This is a genomic window from Neolewinella xylanilytica, from assembly GCF_002934605.1.
GTDB lineage: Bacteria > Bacteroidota > Bacteroidia > Chitinophagales > Saprospiraceae > Neolewinella > Neolewinella xylanilytica.
In genome coordinates this window covers 327,480-343,119 of the sequence record NZ_PTJC01000005.1, presented here as the reverse complement: position 1 = coordinate 343,119, position 15,640 = coordinate 327,480, and the positions used below count along the sequence as shown (strand labels likewise).

11 protein-coding genes and 1 tRNA gene are annotated in these 15,640 nt (G+C 54.8%); 7 read left to right on the top strand and 5 right to left on the bottom strand.

Annotation, left to right across the window (positions count from 1 at the left end; genetic code table 11):
* The first annotated feature begins 172 nt into the window (after positions 1-172).
* The 3 genes from CLV84_RS01350 to CLV84_RS01340 all read left to right on the top strand — a co-directional run bounded on the left by CLV84_RS01350 (position 173) and on the right by CLV84_RS01340 (position 5,987).
* Positions 173-1,162 (top strand): hypothetical protein, encoded by a 990-nt coding sequence (locus CLV84_RS01350; protein WP_146088670.1) that lies wholly within the window; start codon positions 173-175, stop codon positions 1,160-1,162.
* An 812-nt stretch (positions 1,163-1,974) separates the two neighbouring features.
* Positions 1,975-5,466 (top strand): class I SAM-dependent DNA methyltransferase, encoded by a 3,492-nt coding sequence (locus CLV84_RS01345; RefSeq protein ID WP_104417945.1) that lies wholly within the window; start codon positions 1,975-1,977, stop codon positions 5,464-5,466.
* A gap of 29 nt (positions 5,467-5,495) precedes the next feature.
* Complete coding sequence (locus CLV84_RS01340) at positions 5,496-5,987, top strand: hypothetical protein (protein WP_104417944.1); 492 nt, start codon at positions 5,496-5,498, stop codon at positions 5,985-5,987.
* Positions 5,988-6,727: 740 nt separating this feature from the next.
* Here the strand turns inward: CLV84_RS01340 and CLV84_RS01330 are convergent.
* Both CLV84_RS01330 and CLV84_RS01325 read right to left on the bottom strand, forming a co-directional pair.
* On the bottom strand, positions 6,728-7,621 hold the full coding sequence (locus tag CLV84_RS01330) for a DUF3800 domain-containing protein (RefSeq protein WP_146088669.1): 894 nt from the start codon (positions 7,619-7,621) through the stop codon (positions 6,728-6,730).
* A 117-nt stretch (positions 7,622-7,738) separates the two neighbouring features.
* Positions 7,739-7,813: transfer RNA gene (locus tag CLV84_RS01325), tRNA-Val, on the bottom strand.
* Positions 7,814-7,942: 129 nt separating this feature from the next.
* Between CLV84_RS01325 and CLV84_RS01320 the strand changes: the two genes are divergently transcribed.
* The 3 genes from CLV84_RS01320 (at position 7,943) to CLV84_RS01310 (ending at position 11,389) form a co-directional block, all read left to right on the top strand.
* Positions 7,943-10,018 (top strand): TonB-dependent receptor, encoded by a 2,076-nt coding sequence (locus CLV84_RS01320; protein WP_104417941.1) that lies wholly within the window; start codon positions 7,943-7,945, stop codon positions 10,016-10,018.
* Positions 10,019-10,123: 105 nt separating this feature from the next.
* On the top strand, positions 10,124-10,609 hold the full coding sequence (locus CLV84_RS01315; protein WP_104417940.1) for a hypothetical protein: 486 nt from the start codon (positions 10,124-10,126) through the stop codon (positions 10,607-10,609).
* A 3-nt stretch (positions 10,610-10,612) separates the two neighbouring features.
* Complete coding sequence (locus CLV84_RS01310; RefSeq protein ID WP_104417939.1) at positions 10,613-11,389, top strand: SDR family NAD(P)-dependent oxidoreductase; 777 nt, start codon at positions 10,613-10,615, stop codon at positions 11,387-11,389.
* Between the two features lie 128 nt (positions 11,390-11,517).
* Here CLV84_RS01310 and lptB read toward each other — a convergent pair whose 3' ends face one another.
* Positions 11,518-12,258, bottom strand: a complete 741-nt coding sequence (gene lptB / locus CLV84_RS01305) for an LPS export ABC transporter ATP-binding protein (protein WP_104417938.1) — start codon at positions 12,256-12,258, stop codon at positions 11,518-11,520.
* Positions 12,259-12,278: 20 nt separating this feature from the next.
* Entirely contained in the window at positions 12,279-13,430 is a 1,152-nt protein-coding gene (locus CLV84_RS01300) for a S1C family serine protease (RefSeq protein ID WP_104417937.1), read from the bottom strand.
* Between the two features lie 149 nt (positions 13,431-13,579).
* Between CLV84_RS01300 and CLV84_RS01295 the strand changes: the two genes are divergently transcribed.
* On the top strand, positions 13,580-14,167 hold the full coding sequence (locus CLV84_RS01295; RefSeq protein WP_104417936.1) for a hypothetical protein: 588 nt from the start codon (positions 13,580-13,582) through the stop codon (positions 14,165-14,167).
* Here CLV84_RS01295 and CLV84_RS01290 read toward each other — a convergent pair.
* The gene (locus CLV84_RS01290) at positions 14,160-15,524 is read right to left on the bottom strand and encodes a glycosyl hydrolase 53 family protein (protein WP_104417935.1); all 1,365 of its coding nucleotides are present in this window, start codon (positions 15,522-15,524) and stop codon (positions 14,160-14,162) included. The two genes, CLV84_RS01295 and CLV84_RS01290, sit on opposite strands and share 8 nt — an antisense overlap.
* Between the last annotated feature and the right edge of the window lie 116 nt (positions 15,525-15,640).

Here is a 15,640-nt window from a genome sequence, read left to right as displayed (position 1 = left end):
TCAAACGCTGGTTTTTGACTCTTACACGCTCCGCCCGCAAGAACACGGTAGGGGCAATTACTCGCGGGTCTATGACGTGTTCTTCCGGTCACATCTGGACAAGGTAGCTACTTTATCAACGCATCCGGTACGGGGCCGGCGGTCCATGTGCGCGTTTCACATTGAAAACCACTTGCACTACACTGACCAGGCAGTAGGGCTACTAGTAGGTCTTTTGGATGCGGTGGGAGCGACCAACATCACCTTGACTCACTGGGAAATTCAGATCACTAGCCCCCGTATAATTCAAATTCCTGAATACATCCAAGCAAATCGCCTTGACCGCAAGGGGGGAAGGAGTTGGGGGATAGAGATTGGAGAAGGTGGAACCGTAAACGGGATGCGTATAGGCAAACAGGCTTCGCCGCGATCCTTCAACTTATATAAAAATGGAACTACCCTAGAGCGAAGAAACCGACAGTACATAGCTAGCCGGGTAGTTGCTGACGGAATAGCTACCATGCAAGACAAACCGAAGCTAGCCCGCCTAGAGCTTCACATAAAAAGTAAAGAGTTTAACAAACTGACGTACCATGACAGTTTTGGAGAACTTCAGCCGGTTACGTTACAATCCTTGCTAGATCCTTCAGTTAGACTAGCCATTTTTCGGCAAGAGGTTATGTCGGCTTTCATTTTTCGCAAGAGGATTGGAAAAGATCGGTACGCTACAGCCCAGTTCTTTGACTGGGAAGCCATAGAACGGCACTATGCTAGGCTACATGGATATTCGGCAGGAAACCACACCACAGCGGCCAGAACGCCCTTAAAAGCCCGGAGCAGCGACGCCACCTATGGAGCCAAGCAGACGATTAAGATGCTCTCAAAGGACGGGCAGCCTGGCTCTTATTTAATTCGGGGCTTACAAAAGCACATCGAGCGAATTGTACGCGAGACCATCTTGGCCAACGCGTCCATTCGGTGCCCTACCGAAAGGCTGTCCCAGGCTGGGAGTAAGTCCACTACAAATTTGAATGGTGACTTAGAGGCAATTTGCTATCCCGAAGGTCTTACGGAACTATCAGAAGAGTTAAGTATATCCTTGCCGGACATCATAGCTCATACGATTGCAGCAAACTACGGTATATCAGAGTACGTCGCGAAAAAATATCGCGGAGTAGTATAAGCATACCCGCCTCAGAAGCACCAAATAGGTGAACTACTGACTGTTCAAAAGTCGTCCAATAATCAACCTTTTGAAGACAAAGTTGTCTTACCATGTTTGAAGCATGGCAAAGACAACTGTGTCTTCAAAAGTAGTCTCAGGACGACTTTCGATCCCTAGTTGAAGATCAACCTTATAGTCCGCCCCAGTTCCTGTACACGGTCATTATTAGTGGAACAAGGGTAGTTACTACTGAGACCATCCAAACGATATTTCGTATCGCCAAAATAAACTGGTTGAACTTTATAAGCCATTCAGGTAAATTCATAATTTTGTTTTTGTGGGAGCGTCAACCGCCTGTAAGCTTAGTTTGACGCTCCCCTGTTTAGAAAATTGCTCGCTTTGAGCGGTGTAGACAATAAGATTGTGTTCCACGATTAGCAGTTAGTTGCCCCATTACAGATAGGCGAAAATCCTCCTTACTCGATGGACCGGCGAAATACCGGTATGAGATGTCCTAAAATAGAAATAGCTAACCCTGTTCTTAATCACGACTTGATTAAGCTATGGTTAGCTACTTATCCCAAAAGGTTTAAAACAGTAAACGCTCGGCTTACATCCTCATAAGCCGTGGGTCATATCGACAGTCTGAATAAGCGAACTCACAGACTGACACCCTTGGCGGTTCAAGCCTAGTGCGCCACGCACCAGTACATCGCCAAGACTAAAGGTAAAATGACACGAGTTGGATCTTAGTTTAGCCGAAGCGACAATTTTTTCCGACCTGCTGGAATAGCATCATGGTTTTGTAACGAGGTGTTACCTTGCACGACATGCTTACTGTACCCGAGTTTGTGAAAAAGTGGTCCGTTTCCGGAGCCGCTGAGTCAAGCAACGCCCAAAGTTTCACCAATGACCTCTGTGAGGTGTTGGGAGTAACCAAACCCGATCCGACCGTACCGGACGAAAGTCAAAACACCTACGTCTTTGAGAAGTCCGTACCTACGCCAAAAGGCAACGTAAAGAAGATAGACTGCTATAAGCGCGGGCACTTCATCCTGGAAAATAAGCAAGGCGCAACGCTGGAGAGCGTGGAAGCCCTCAGCGCGGAAAAATCAAAAAACCTACGCGCCCGTAAGACCGGCCACGGAAAGCGTGGCACCCACGGTTGGGACGTAGCAATGGAAAAGGCAAAAAAGCAGGCGGAGAACTATGCCCGTTTGCTAGATGGAACGGAAATAAAAGGAGGACGCCCACCCTTTATCATGGTAGCCGACGTGGGGCACAGCGTCGCCCTTTACGCCGACTGGAGCCGCGCCGGTGGTATCTACCAACCTTTCCCCGACCCCAATAATTACCGCATCCCGATTAGGGATCTACACCGGGAGGAACTACGGGACCGGCTTCGGTTAGTCTGGACCGATCCGCTAGCCCTAGACCCAGCCCGCCGGAGCGCCAGAGTTACTAAACTAATCGCGGACCGACTAGCGAAGTTGGCGAAGAGCCTGGAGGGGGAACACGCCACGGAGGTAGTTGCGGGCTTTCTGATGCGCTGTCTGTTTACCATGTTCGCGGAGGACGCTGGATTGCTGCCGGAAAAAGCATTTACAAACCTACTAGAGCGCACCAAAGAGCAGCCGCAGGGCTTTGTACCAAACCTTACTTCGCTGTGGCAGACAATGGACAAGGGCGGCTGGAGTATAGCCCTCAACGCACAGGTGAAGCACTTTAACGGCGGACTGTTTGCCGATCAGACCGCGCTACCCCTGAATGAGGACGAAATACAACTTTTGGTAGAAGCGGCACGGGCCGACTGGCGGGAGGTAGAGCCGGCCATTTTTGGAACCCTGCTTGAACGTGCCTTAGATCCTCGCGAACGGCATAGCCTGGGTGCACACTACACCCCCCGCGCGTACGTGGAGCGACTAGTACAACCCACTATCCTTGAACCTCTACGCCACGAATGGGAAAGCGTACAAACGGCGGCGCTAGCCCTTGCGGAGGACGGTGAAACAGATAAGGCAATTAAGAGCTTAGAGAGCTTTTTACAACGTCTAGCGGACCTCCGCGTACTTGATCCGGCATGTGGTAGCGGAAACTTTCTGTACGTCACCCTAGAGCTCCTAAAGCGTCTGGAGGGGGAAGTACGCAACACCCTCCGGGACCTGGGACAGGGTCAAATTAGCATTGGCCTTACCGGGGCCACAATTACCCCGGAAAACATGCTAGGTATCGAGATCAATCCCCGCGCCGCCGCCATTGCGGAACTAGTGTTATGGATAGGCTACTTACAGTGGCACCTCCGCAGCACTGGCGATGTAAACGACTTAGGAGAGCCGATCATCCGCGACTACCACAACATAGAAAATCGGGACGCCGTGCTAGCCTGGGAGCGCACTGAACCGCTACTTGATGATGGTAACCCCGTTACCCGCTGGGACGGCGTGACTTTTAAGACGCACCCAGTAACCAGCAAGCAGGTGCCAGATGAAGCAGCGCGGACGCAGGCGCTGCAGTATATCGGTGCGAATAAGGCGGAATGGCCTGAAGCGGATTTCATTGTGGGGAATCCGCCGTTCATTGGAACCGCGCGGATGCGGGAAAGCTTGGGGGACGGCTACACAGAAGCGCTACGCAAGGCCTATAAAAATGTCCCAGATTCAGCCGACTTTGTCATGTTTTGGTGGGATACGGCGGCGGAAGCGGTGAGAAATAGTAAAACTCGCCGCTTCGGCTTTATTACCACAAACAGCATTCGACAGACATTTAACCGGCGGGTTATTCAGCACCACCTTAGCCAAAGCAAGCCTCTTTCTATTGTTTTTGCGGTGCCAGACCATCCCTGGGTTGACAATGCTGACGGAGCTGCGGTTAGAATAGCTATGACTTCTGTTGAAAATGGCGAAAAGCTTGGCGGGCTAATAACTGTTCTAGAAGAAAATTCACCTGCAGAAAGTGAAGCAGCTGAGATTACTTTTAAGGAGCAAATCGGGAAAGTACAGGCCGATTTAACAGTAGGTGCAAATGTAGCAGGCGCAAGTAGTCTTGATGCCAATAGCGGTCTCAGTCATAGAGGCATGCAGCTTTCAGGCAGCGGATTTATTGTTGAAAGGAGCACGGCCGACATTTATAATCTAGAGTGCGGCATAGACAAAGGGGAAATCATAAAAGAGTACCGCAATGGCCGTGACCTCACTAGCCATAGCAGAGACGTATTAGTGATCGACTTATTTGGATATGAAATAGAGAAAGTGAGGCAAGAGCTCCCGGTCATATACCAACACGTTTACGATAGGGTAAAGCCAGAAAGGGATCAAAATAGACGCAAAAGCGTAAGAGAAAACTGGTGGATTTATGGAGAGGCCAGAGTTGTAATGCGAGCCGCCATGAAAGGCCTTGATAAGTACATTACTACAGTTGAAACGTCCAGACACAGGTTTTTTACTTTTCTTGATAAGACAGTTTTACCCGATAACAAGCTCGTCAACATTGCCCTAGATGATGCGCATTACTTAGGTGTGCTTTCCAGTTCTATTCACGTAGTGTACTCTTTGGCAGCTGGAAGTTGGTTAGGTGTAGGCAACGATTCAGTTTATGCGAAAACGCGCTGTTTTGAAACTTTCCCCTTTCCCTCCCCGACTGAAGACCAGAAGCAATCCATCCGCAATCTAGCTGAACGCCTGGACGCCCACCGCAAGCGCCAACAAGCACAACAGCCTAAGCTCACCATGACCGGCTTATACAATGTGCTGGAAAAGCTCCGCTCCGGCGAGCCATTGGACGATAAAGAGCGCAAGATTCACGAACAGGGGTTAGTTGGCATCCTCAAGCAACTACACGATGAATTGGACGTAGCAGTAGCCAAAGCCTACGGTTGGGAGGACTTGATAGCGGGCGATCCGGACTCCAGCGAAGCCAAGCTAAGGGACGACGTGACGCAGGAAATATTACAGCGTTTAGTTGACCTCAACGCGGAACGGGCGGCAGAGGAAGCAAAAGGTTTAGTTCGCTGGCTACGTCCGGAATACCAAGCCCCGGAAGAAAACAGAGGTGTACAATCGGAACTGGAGCTTGACGAAGACGACATAGCTACCGTGGCTGTTGTAGCGGAAAAGCGCAAGTGGCCAAAAGACCTAACCGCTCAAGTAACTACCCTCCGTGACCTGCTACGGGAAGCTGGGGAAACGCCGTTGAGCCTTTCTGATATTGCGGAGGCGTTCAAGCCTAAACTGACTAAGAAGCGACAGGGGGAAGCTGAGAAGCTGTTGGAGATGATGGAGAGCCTTGGACAGGCGGAAATAACTCCGGAAGGGTACCGAGCCTGATAAGGCTTTAAAGAATAAAGAATTTGCAAATGACTACCGAAGAAAAGAAAGCAAGAATCTTTGATTGGGTCTGTCAGGAAAATCAAAAGACGCCAAATCGCGTGTTTGACAATCTCGTCAGTATTGCCCGAATAGCAGGTCTTGACGCTACAGAAGTACAGCAAATACTGAGTTACTTAGTAGACGAAGGCCTAATTCAGCCAAATAAGGGAACGAGCGATGGAACCTTTATACGATTCACGAACGCAGGTCAGATTATATGTGACCAAGGGGGATATTCGGCTTACTTGGACAGAATATATAAAGAGAAAAATCGGCAAGAAGAACGGTTTGAACTTGAAATTCAAAAATTAAGAGGAGAGGTTGAAGCACAAAAGCGAGCTTTGGAAAACAAGATCATTGAGAATCAAAGCGCGGTTTTCAAATCGACTAGAACAAACCATATATGGACTAGAATCATATCTATTATAGCTCTGATAATCAGCGCTATAACCTTGGCTAAAACACTAAATTGGTTGTGATTATCGTCTAAAAGCTGTATCTTATCCTTAACTATTTAGGTTAAAAAATGGGAAGACACAGCCCCGGCACCCCGATTGTAGAGCACCACAATGCTATTCCCCTTCGGTTCCTCATCGACCAAGGCTATTTGAAACTTAACCACCGGGTAACCGGAACTATACAATGGTCATTTTGCGGTAGACCAAGTGGCAGCGCGAACCTAGCTGTCGAGACTTACGAAGCTGCGGCATACCTGACCGTTTCCTATCAAACCGGACAAGGGGAGATAGTGAAGCAGCAAATCAGACTTATTAATCGACCTAGCAACCTGGGACGGGGTAAAGTTTGGTACTTCATCTGCCCCCATACGGGCGGCAAGTGCCGGAAGCTATATAGAATGGGGCGCTACTTCTACAGCCAAAAGGCTTTTGGTACGGCGATCTACGCAAGTCAGGCGGAAAGTAAGATGATGCGGCTAGCGAAGCCCGCTCCCCCACGGTGGCCGGAAGGTAAACCAAAGATGTACCGTGGACAGTATACAAAGGCTTATGTAAGACACAAGCAGGCAGAATGGAAGCATGAAGCGGCTTTCTTTCGGCTTGCGCAATTTATGAATTTGCGCCTGCCTTAACCTTTTTTGCGTAGCTACATAAAACTTGGTATCTTTACATTGATTCTGAACCCCCCATGAGGGTAATGGCCTAAGGCTAAGTTAAGTAGGAGTCACCCGGGGCAGCTCTTAGAGTTTGCCCCTTATTATTTAAACTTCTTTTACTCCTTTAAGACTAGTATTTCTTACAATGTGCGGATTTAGCACCTTGGACAAGAACTTTCTTGCAAAGTTGTGAGCCCCCTTTTTACGCACATATCGATTTGGCTCATAATTCATCCGAATAAAAAAAGCTACAACGTCAGCTAGTTGATGAATATAGCTGTCCTTTGAGTCGCGCATAGCCGGATCCTCAATAACAAGCTTTACATTGAGTTGCCTCGCTCCTAGTCCATGAGTGGACAATTTACTAGGGACGATATTATACCGTCGCATCCTTCGCATGAGCTTGGTTAATTTTTTACCGTGTGTGTTGTCTGGCATGACAAGACCTCTATCGTTCTTCCTTCCTTTGGGGAAATTACCGTGCTCCAGTGTATTGTTGAACCGTTGGATGAAGTACTCCCACGTAAGATCAAAAACGTCCTTATTTCGGTTCGCTGGTTTATAGCATCGGACAGCAAAAACACTGATGTCTGAGCGATTATTGAGCCATTTTAGACAAGCTCTCAAGATTACCATCCTATCCCATTTGCTGATAGGTGGGTACAAGTTTGGATTATTGTTGAGCCATGGTGCTGCGTGGATTTCTTCACTCATCTTTAGCCCAAACTTTTCCTTGACCGCTCTTCGAAACTTAATAAAGTCGTTCAAGACGTTGAGCCAATCCTCCTCATGTATTACGATTGCAGAAACGACAAAATGATCCGTTGGGGAATTGTTGTGGCCGGTATCTCCGCTCTCATCAATATACATTAGGTACATGTACAATGGCTGTTTGGTAGCTGCCAGGAAGACAACAAGTAAGTAGGACTGCAATTGGCAAGTAAAGTACAAAGCAAAGGAGTAGACGCCCGATTTAGGCTCCAAAGTGGGGCGGTTCAACTTAGGAGTGTTGGCAAATCAGTCTACTTAAATTCCTTATTTGTCCCCTTAAACGTCCCCCACAAACGACAAAGCCCCTTAACTAACTGATAGTCAAGGGGCTTCGTAAATGAAAAGTGGTCGCTGAGAGACTCGAACTCCCGACCCCCTCGGTGTAAACGAGGTGCTCTGAACCAACTGAGCTAAGCGACCCGATTCGAAAGCTACGGCCACCCACCATCGTAGGCATCCATTGCTAAGGGAGCGCAAATATACGGTAGTGGCGGCGAATCGTGCAAGGAAAGAAATGGTAATTTTACCGCTTTCGTGAAAGCCCCGCTAATGACCCGCTCCCGTCTCCTCGTTTTTTGTCTTTTCCTGTCATTGTCCGTGACCGCCCAGGATTCCCTTTCCTTCGGCGGCATCGACTTACCCGGAGCCGAAGTACGCGCCAGTTACCTGCAGGTGAGTCCCCTGGCCCAGGCCTTTACCATTGAGGAAGTGCGGCGATTGCCGGCCACCTTTTACGATCCGGCACGCTTGATCGCCCTCCTGCCCGGGGTGGTACAGACAAACGACCAGGCCAATCACCTCAGCGTGCGGGGCAACACCCCCAACGCCAACCTCTGGCGGCTTAACGGGCTGGCCGTCGTTAACCCCAACCATACGGCCAACGCGGGCACCTTTTACGATCTGCCCACCCTCAACGGCGGCGGCACCAACGCCCTGAGCGCCCAGGTGCTCGATAACTCCGCCTTCCTGGCCGGCGGATTACCCGCCCGCTACGGCAACGCTACCGGGGGTACCTTCGACCTGCGGCTGCGACCCGGCAACCATGACAAGCGGGTACACCAACTGCAGGCGAGCCTGATCGGCTTCGATGCCGCCACCGAGGGCCCGATCGCTAACTCCGGCATCAGCTACCTCGTCAACGCCCGCTATAGCTTCACCGGCCTGCTGGCGGATCTGGGCGTGGACTTCGGTGGGGAAGAAATCAGCTTCTCCGACATCAATGCCCACCTACATGGGCGAACGGAGCGGAGTGCCTACAGCCTCTTCACCGTCCTCGGTCGCAGTACCAACTACTTCTCCCCCGACCCGGACGAGGAGGTCACCGAACAGAAGGAACTGTTCGATATCGACTTCGAGAACGACCTGGCCATTGTCGGTGCTAATTTCAAGACGGACTTCACCTCCGGTACCCTTACCGCCGGGGCTGCTTTTTCTACCTTGAATACCGAGCGGATCCAGGATTTTTTCGACCCTAACCTCCGGGTCCAGGTCTACGACGGCACGTTAGACCAGCAGCGGATCAGCGCCTTCGTCGATCACGAGGTTATTCTGAGCCAACAGGTCACCCTGCAGGCGGGGGCGGAATTGTTGGAAGACCGCTTCGACACAGCAACCAATTTCTATAATTCTGGCACTGGCCGCAACATCGAACGCAGCGTGGAGGCACGGAGCGTAGCACCCTACGTCGGCACCCGTATTCTATCCAAATCGGGCGGCGGGGCGCTGGAGCTGGCCGCCCGGGCGGCCTGGTACCAAATCGGGAACAACCGAAACCTGATCGTTTTCGAACCCCGCTTGCGGTACCGGTTGCGGTGGAACGATCAGCGGGTAGTCGTCGCGCTGGAACGACTGAGCCGAATGCCCTACGCGGGGTTGCTGCTGGGATCGGAAGCCTTCTTCGACTTCATCCCGGTAAACAACCAGGCCAGCGTCGCCTACGGCCGTAAGCTCGGGAAGGTGAATACCCTGTTGACCGCTTACTACCAGTATACCCCCGGCGAATACGCCGCCCGGGTCGGCGACTTCCTGCTGAGCGCGAATAACTTCCTGGAAATCGATCCGAATTTCGTCTTTACCACCCGCACCGCCACCCGCCGCTACGGCCTGGAGGCGGAAGTGGCGGGCGGCCAACGGGAGAAGGGGTGGTATTACCGCGGCAGCGCCTCCCTATTCCGCGCCGAAACGGAGCAGTCGGACGAATCCTGGGCTAAAGACCGCTACAGCAGCGACCTGGTCGCCAAGCTCACCCTGGGCCGGGAGTGGCCGGGGACCGACAACAACGCGAACGCCCGTACCTACGGCTTCAACGTCGCCCTGATCGGCTACGGCGGAGAGCGGACCGGCCGGATCGTCGGGAACTCAGGCCGGCTTAACCCCTACTTCATCCCGCCGGATTACGGCGAAGGCTTCGTCAACACCAACGGCGTCTACTTTCGTCCCGATCTGCGGGTGTACCGCACCAAGGAACGCGGCCAGCGTTCCACCACCATCGCGCTGGACATCCAGAACGTGGCCGGTGTTTCCAACACGGCGGCTAGTTATTTCGATACATTCCTGAACCGCCCCAACGAACGGGAGGCCTTACCGCTGATCCCGGTACTGAGTTATCGGGTAGTATGGCGATAGTTGCCGGGGAGGTCTACCTTTGTAGGTAGTCTCCGGCACCCGCGCTCCGGCGCAACTATTCACCTCCGGCTTGTTTATGCTCCCACAACGCAAAATCTATTCATTATGAAGCTTTTTACCTACCCGCTATTTTGCCTGCTATTCTTTGCCTGTGGCAACGGTGAGGGAGACGTCGCCGAAACCGCCGGAGAACGCGCCACGGTAGCCGCCCAGGAAACCGCCTACGACCTGATGATGGAAGGCCACGACCGGGTAATGCCCATGATGGGACAAATCACCCAGGCCCAGCGCGAGATCACCGAGCAACTTTCCGCCGGTGGCCACGGGGAAGATTACCGCGAGCTGTTGATGGCCGCCAACGAGCAACTGGAAGACGCCGACGACGCCATGATGGCCTGGATGAACAACTCCCGCCCCCTGCCGGAACTGCGGGAATCGATGGACAACGAAGAAATCATGGAATTCATCCGCGAGCGCACCCGTTCGATCGCGGAGGTGGAAGCCGAAGTCCGCACCAGCCTCGCCAACGCCGAGCAAATCCTCGGCACCGAGGACCACGAGCACACCGAAGGCATGAACCACGACCACTGATCGGTGGAAAATGCACGCATACGCCCCCGCTTCGAGCTCACGGACCGGGTAGCCATCGTGACGGGTTCCTCTAAGGGGATCGGAGAAGCCATGGCCCGCGGACTCGCAGAATTCGGGGCGAAGGTGATCGTCAGCTCCCGCAACCAGGCATCGGTCGATGCGGTTGCAGCCGCCTACCGCGCCGATGGGCTCGAAGCTACCGGCATCGCCTGCCACGTAGCCGACGCCGACGACCGCGGCCGACTGATCGAAAAAACCCTGGCTACCTACGGCCGGCTCGATATCCTGATCAATAACGCGGCCACCAATCCCTACTTCGGGCCGGTAGAAGGCCTCACCCCCGATGCCTACCATAAAACCCTGGACGTCAACCTCACCGCCGCCCTGGAGCTGAGCAGCCTGGCGCTGCCGCATCTGCGAAAATCCGGTCACGGCTCGGTGATCCACATCAGCTCCATCGAGGGCCTCCACGCCAATCCCAATTTCGCCGCTTACAATATCAGTAAGGCGGGCTTAATTATGCTCGGCAAAAGCCAGGCCCGCGAGTGGGCTTCCGAAAACATCCGCGTGAACGTCATATGCCCCGGTCTGGTCAAGACCAAACTCAGCCGTGCCCTCTGGGAAAACGAGCAGCTGGCCCAGCAATTCACGAACATGATCCCCCTCAACCGAATGGCCACGCCCGACGAAATCGCCGGTCTGGCCGTCTGGCTGGCGAGCGACGCGGCTAGCTACGTGACGGGGGGCACCTTCGTGGCTGACGGGGGAATGTTGGGGTAGCTCGCTCATGGCGGTCGCGGCAGGCGGACTTACTGCCCACTAACGCGCAGCGCAGCAAGCACTAAAAGCGACCGCAGGGAGCCACTAAAGGCAAGCAAAGCGCAGCCACTAAGCGACCGCAGGGAGCCCTAAACATCCATAATCTTCCGCCGCAAAACAAAATTCTTCCCCAGATAAACCTTTCGCACCATCTCATCGGCGGCCAGTTCCTCCGCGGTGCCGGCTTTGAGGATATTGCCTTCGAACATGAGGTAGGCGCGGTCGGTGATGCTGAGGGTTTCCTGGACGTTGTGGTCGGTGATGAGGATGCCGATGTTCTTATTCTTCAGTTTGGCAACGATGTACTGGATATCCTCTACGGCAATCGGGTCGATCCCGGCGAAGGGCTCGTCAAGCAGGATGAAGCTGGGGTCGGTGGCCAGGGCGCGGGCGATCTCGGTGCGTCGCCGTTCTCCGCCGCTGAGGGTGTCGCCGTTGCTCTTGCGCACTTTGTGGAGACTGAACTCATCGAGCAGGCTTTCGAGTTTTTCCGCGCGTTCCAGCTTATTTAGCTTGGTCATTTCCAGCACGGCCATAATGTTGTCTTCCACGCTAAGCTTGCGGAATACGGAGGGTTCCTGGGGAAGGTAGCCGATGCCGCGCTGGGCCCGTTTGTACATCGGCAGGTTGGTAATGTCATCGTCGTCGAGATAAACGCGGCCCTCGTTGGGCTTGATGAAACCGACGGTCATGTAGAAAGTGGTGGTCTTTCCGGCGCCGTTGGGTCCTAGCAATCCCACGATGTCGCCCCGGTCGACGTGAATGCTCACCCCCTTGACTACCGTACGGCTGCCGTACTTCTTTACCAGATTTTCGCTTCTAAGCCTCATGCAGTGGATTGTTTCTTAGCTTATTCATCGGCCGCCTGGAGGTCAATGGTTAACTCCCTCGATTTATTATCCCGGATCACGGCCACCAGCAGCCGGTCGCCCGGTCGCCCCCGGCCGATGATTTCGGTCAGTTCGGGCAGATCGCGTATTACCCGGCCGTCCACGGCCACGATCAGGTCGTCGACCAGTAGCCCCCCCTGCTCGGCCGCCCCGCCGGGGAAGATGGCATCGACGACCACTCCTTCGCTACGATCGCTGAGGTTCAGCCGCTCGATGTCGGCGGCGGTGAGCGTAGAAATCTCCACGCCCATCAGCGCCCGCCGGAAGCTGCCGTACTCGATAATGTCGTCGACAATGCGGCTTACCAGGTTAATCGGAATGGCAAAGCTGTACCCCTGAAATAACCCGGTACGGGAGGCGATGGCGGTGTTGATGCCCAGCAGCTGCCCGTCCGCATCCACCAGGGGGCCGCCGCTGTTGCCGGGGTTGACCGCCGCGTCCGTCTGAATAAAGCTTTCGATCGCATCCGGATCTCGCAGCAGGCTCAGGTTCCGGCCCTTCGCGCTGATGATACCGGCGGTCACCGTGCTGGTGAGCCCGAGTGGACTCCCGACGGCCAGCACCCACTGCCCCGGTTCGGCATCGTCCGAGTTGGCGCTCTTGAGGTACGGCAGGTTCTCTGCGTTTATCTTCAGCACCGCGAGGTCGGTCTTGGGCTCTACCCCGACGATCTCCGCCGAATAGCGCCGTCGGTCGTCGGTGGTGACGGTAATGTTATCCGTTGCCTCTACCACGTGGTAATTGGTGATGATGTAGCCGTCCGGCCGGTAAATGACGCCCGATCCCTGCCCGCCCAGGTTGCCGGAGTTGTCCTCCCGGTTGAAGAGCGCCTTGACCGTCGCCCGGTCCCGCCCGTCGACCCGCGCATCCACGTGCACGACGGCCATGGTGGTGCGGCGGGCGGCCTGGCGAAAATCCACCCCGAAAGCGGGCAATTCCGGCATTGGACGGGAAGGATCGGCCCGATCGGCCCAGTAAAGCGCCGGCTCCGTACTTACGACGGGTATCGTATGGGATGGAACAACAACGTCCGGACGTAGCAACCACGCCACGAGCAAGGCGGCGACGAGGCCACCCGCCAGAGCGGAGAAAAAGTGAGCACGTACGTTCATAATGGGTCGGTCGGGTACCCTCTACCCAAATCGGGAGGTACGTGTAGTGAACAGGAGATACCCATATTTTGGTTAACGCTTTCCCGACTTTACGGGCATTAAGCTATTTTCGTGCCCGTAACCAACACCGCCCCCCCTACCCTCCCGTTTTGACCGCCGAAGAACTTAATGACCTTTTACAACCCGAAACTGAGCTGGAAGCCCGCTTTCTGAAGGACGAAGCGTTCCGGAGCGGGTTAGCTTGGGGGTTGCCCCGTTACGGCCATCCGGAAGGTACGATCTGGCGCCATATCCTAGAGGTCAACGAAAATATCGACGCCCTGCCCGTCGACGGCGAAACCCGGCGCAAACTCCGCATCATCTGCTGGGTCCACGACACCTTCAAGCACGTCGAGCACCGGGGCTCCCCCCGCGACTGGTCGAAACACCATTCCGTACACGCCCGGCAATTCCTGGAGCGGTACGTGGACGACCCCCTACTCCTTAACGTAGTGGAACTGCACGACGAAGCCTATTACTGCTGGCGCCTCGCTCACCTCTACGGTAAGTACGCCGAATCCGAGCAGCGCATGGACGAGCTGCGTAAGCGCGTCGGGGAGTACTGGCAACTGTACTACCTCTTCTTCAAATGCGACACGAGTACGGGCGACAAAAATCCAGCTCCGCTGATCTGGTTCGAGGAAACCGTCGACGACATTGAGATCGTCGAATTCCGGCGCGGCGAAAAGGCTATTTGACGCCCACCCGCCGGCTCACGCGACGGCCGTCCTGAAGTTCCAATTGCAGGAAATACCCGCCAGTCGCCAGGGAAGCGGTCGGTACCGTCACGTTCAGGTCGCTCCCCGGCCCGACCTTCCGGTCAACTTCCCGGCCGTCGGCCGCGAACAACCGCCAGCCCGCGATCGGCAGCGTACTCACTACCCGCAGGCTACCGTCGACTGGCGGATTCGCGTACAGGGTAATGGCCCCCTCCGGCACCGCCTCCCGCGTAGCAACGGTACCGTACTCCAGGAATTCAAAGGCGGGCAGGGCGCGATTGTCACGCTCGAAATCGAAGAAGGAAGCGTTTTCGTAGGAGGAACCCCGCCCCCAGGCGTCACACATTTCGCTGGAGATCCAGCCCGGCTCCCAGTAAAACACCCCCGCCCCGCCGTTGTCGCACACCGTTCGCGTCAATTCCAACAGGAAATCCCGCTGCCCCTCCGGCGTGGCGGGGTAAGGCACCACGTTGCCGTTGCCGCCGAGGAAGTTGTTGTAATCGTCGCCGCCACTCCTATGGTTGAAGCTGAACCCGGTTTCGAAGATCATCACCTCCTTGCCGTAGGCTGCCGTGAGGTGGCTCACCAGGTTTCCGATCTCCGCGATCGTCGTTTCGGGATGGAAGTGGGGGTAATAAGAAATGCCCAGGATATCGTAATCGGTCACGCCGGCCTGCTGCAGTTCCGCCGCCCCGTAGCGGGCGTAGCTTTCGGTGAGGTGGATGGCCGATTTGACCGCGGTGCCGTTAGCCGTATTGAAGGCCGCAACGGCCCGGATCCCCGCCTGAAATTTCGGGCCGTCCGCTGCCCATTCGAAGCCGTCGGTCGGTACGGTAGCATCCACGAAGCCGTTATCCGTTTCGTTGCCCACGGCAAGGATGGCGGGCGTCGTTCCCTGGGCGTGCATCCGTTCGAGCACCCGGTAGGTATAGCCATAGATGCTGTCGAGTAGCGCCTGATCAGCTAGTCCGTCCCAGGCAGCCGGGCGCCGCTGTTTACCGGGGTCCACGAAGTAATCGCCGTAATGCAGCGCCAGCTTGATACCCATACCGGCGCTGTCGGTACGCCGGGCGGCCAGCAGCACGTCTTCCATTCCGCCACTGCTGATCGGTGCTCCGCAGCTGCTCTGGTTATTCTCGGGGGTATGCCATAACCGCAGCCGGACCATTTCCGCCCCCCGTTCGGCGAAGTAAGCGTAGGGGTCGACGCGTTCCCCCCGGCTATCCCGGTAAATGCCTTCCCCTTCCTCGACGGCATTCACGTAGGATAGGTCCACCCCCTGTAGGCACTGGGCGGACAACGTAAGGGGAAAAAGAAGCAGAAACAAGAAGCGCATCGTTCGTTTTTTTTTGGGCGCCGCGCGCGGGTGCAAGGAAAGGCGAGCGGGAAAAAGGGATGCCAAAGTTCAGGCTTTTCCAGCGGCACCCTGCTCCTGCGTCCTCGCCAAACGCT

Coding starts and splice junctions, on each gene's coding strand:
- CLV84_RS01340 (WP_104417944.1), top strand. CDS start 5,496: ATGACTACCGAAGAAAAGAAAGCAAGAATCTTTGATTGGGTCTGTCAG.
- CLV84_RS01315 (WP_104417940.1), top strand. CDS start 10,124: ATGAAGCTTTTTACCTACCCGCTATTTTGCCTGCTATTCTTTGCCTGT.
- CLV84_RS01290 (WP_104417935.1), bottom strand. CDS start 15,524: ATGCGCTTCTTGTTTCTGCTTCTTTTTCCCCTTACGTTGTCCGCCCAG.
- CLV84_RS01345 (WP_104417945.1), top strand. CDS start 1,975: ATGCTTACTGTACCCGAGTTTGTGAAAAAGTGGTCCGTTTCCGGAGCC.
- CLV84_RS01320 (WP_104417941.1), top strand. CDS start 7,943: ATGACCCGCTCCCGTCTCCTCGTTTTTTGTCTTTTCCTGTCATTGTCC.
- CLV84_RS01300 (WP_104417937.1), bottom strand. CDS start 13,430: ATGAACGTACGTGCTCACTTTTTCTCCGCTCTGGCGGGTGGCCTCGTC.
- lptB (WP_104417938.1), bottom strand. CDS start 12,258: ATGAGGCTTAGAAGCGAAAATCTGGTAAAGAAGTACGGCAGCCGTACG.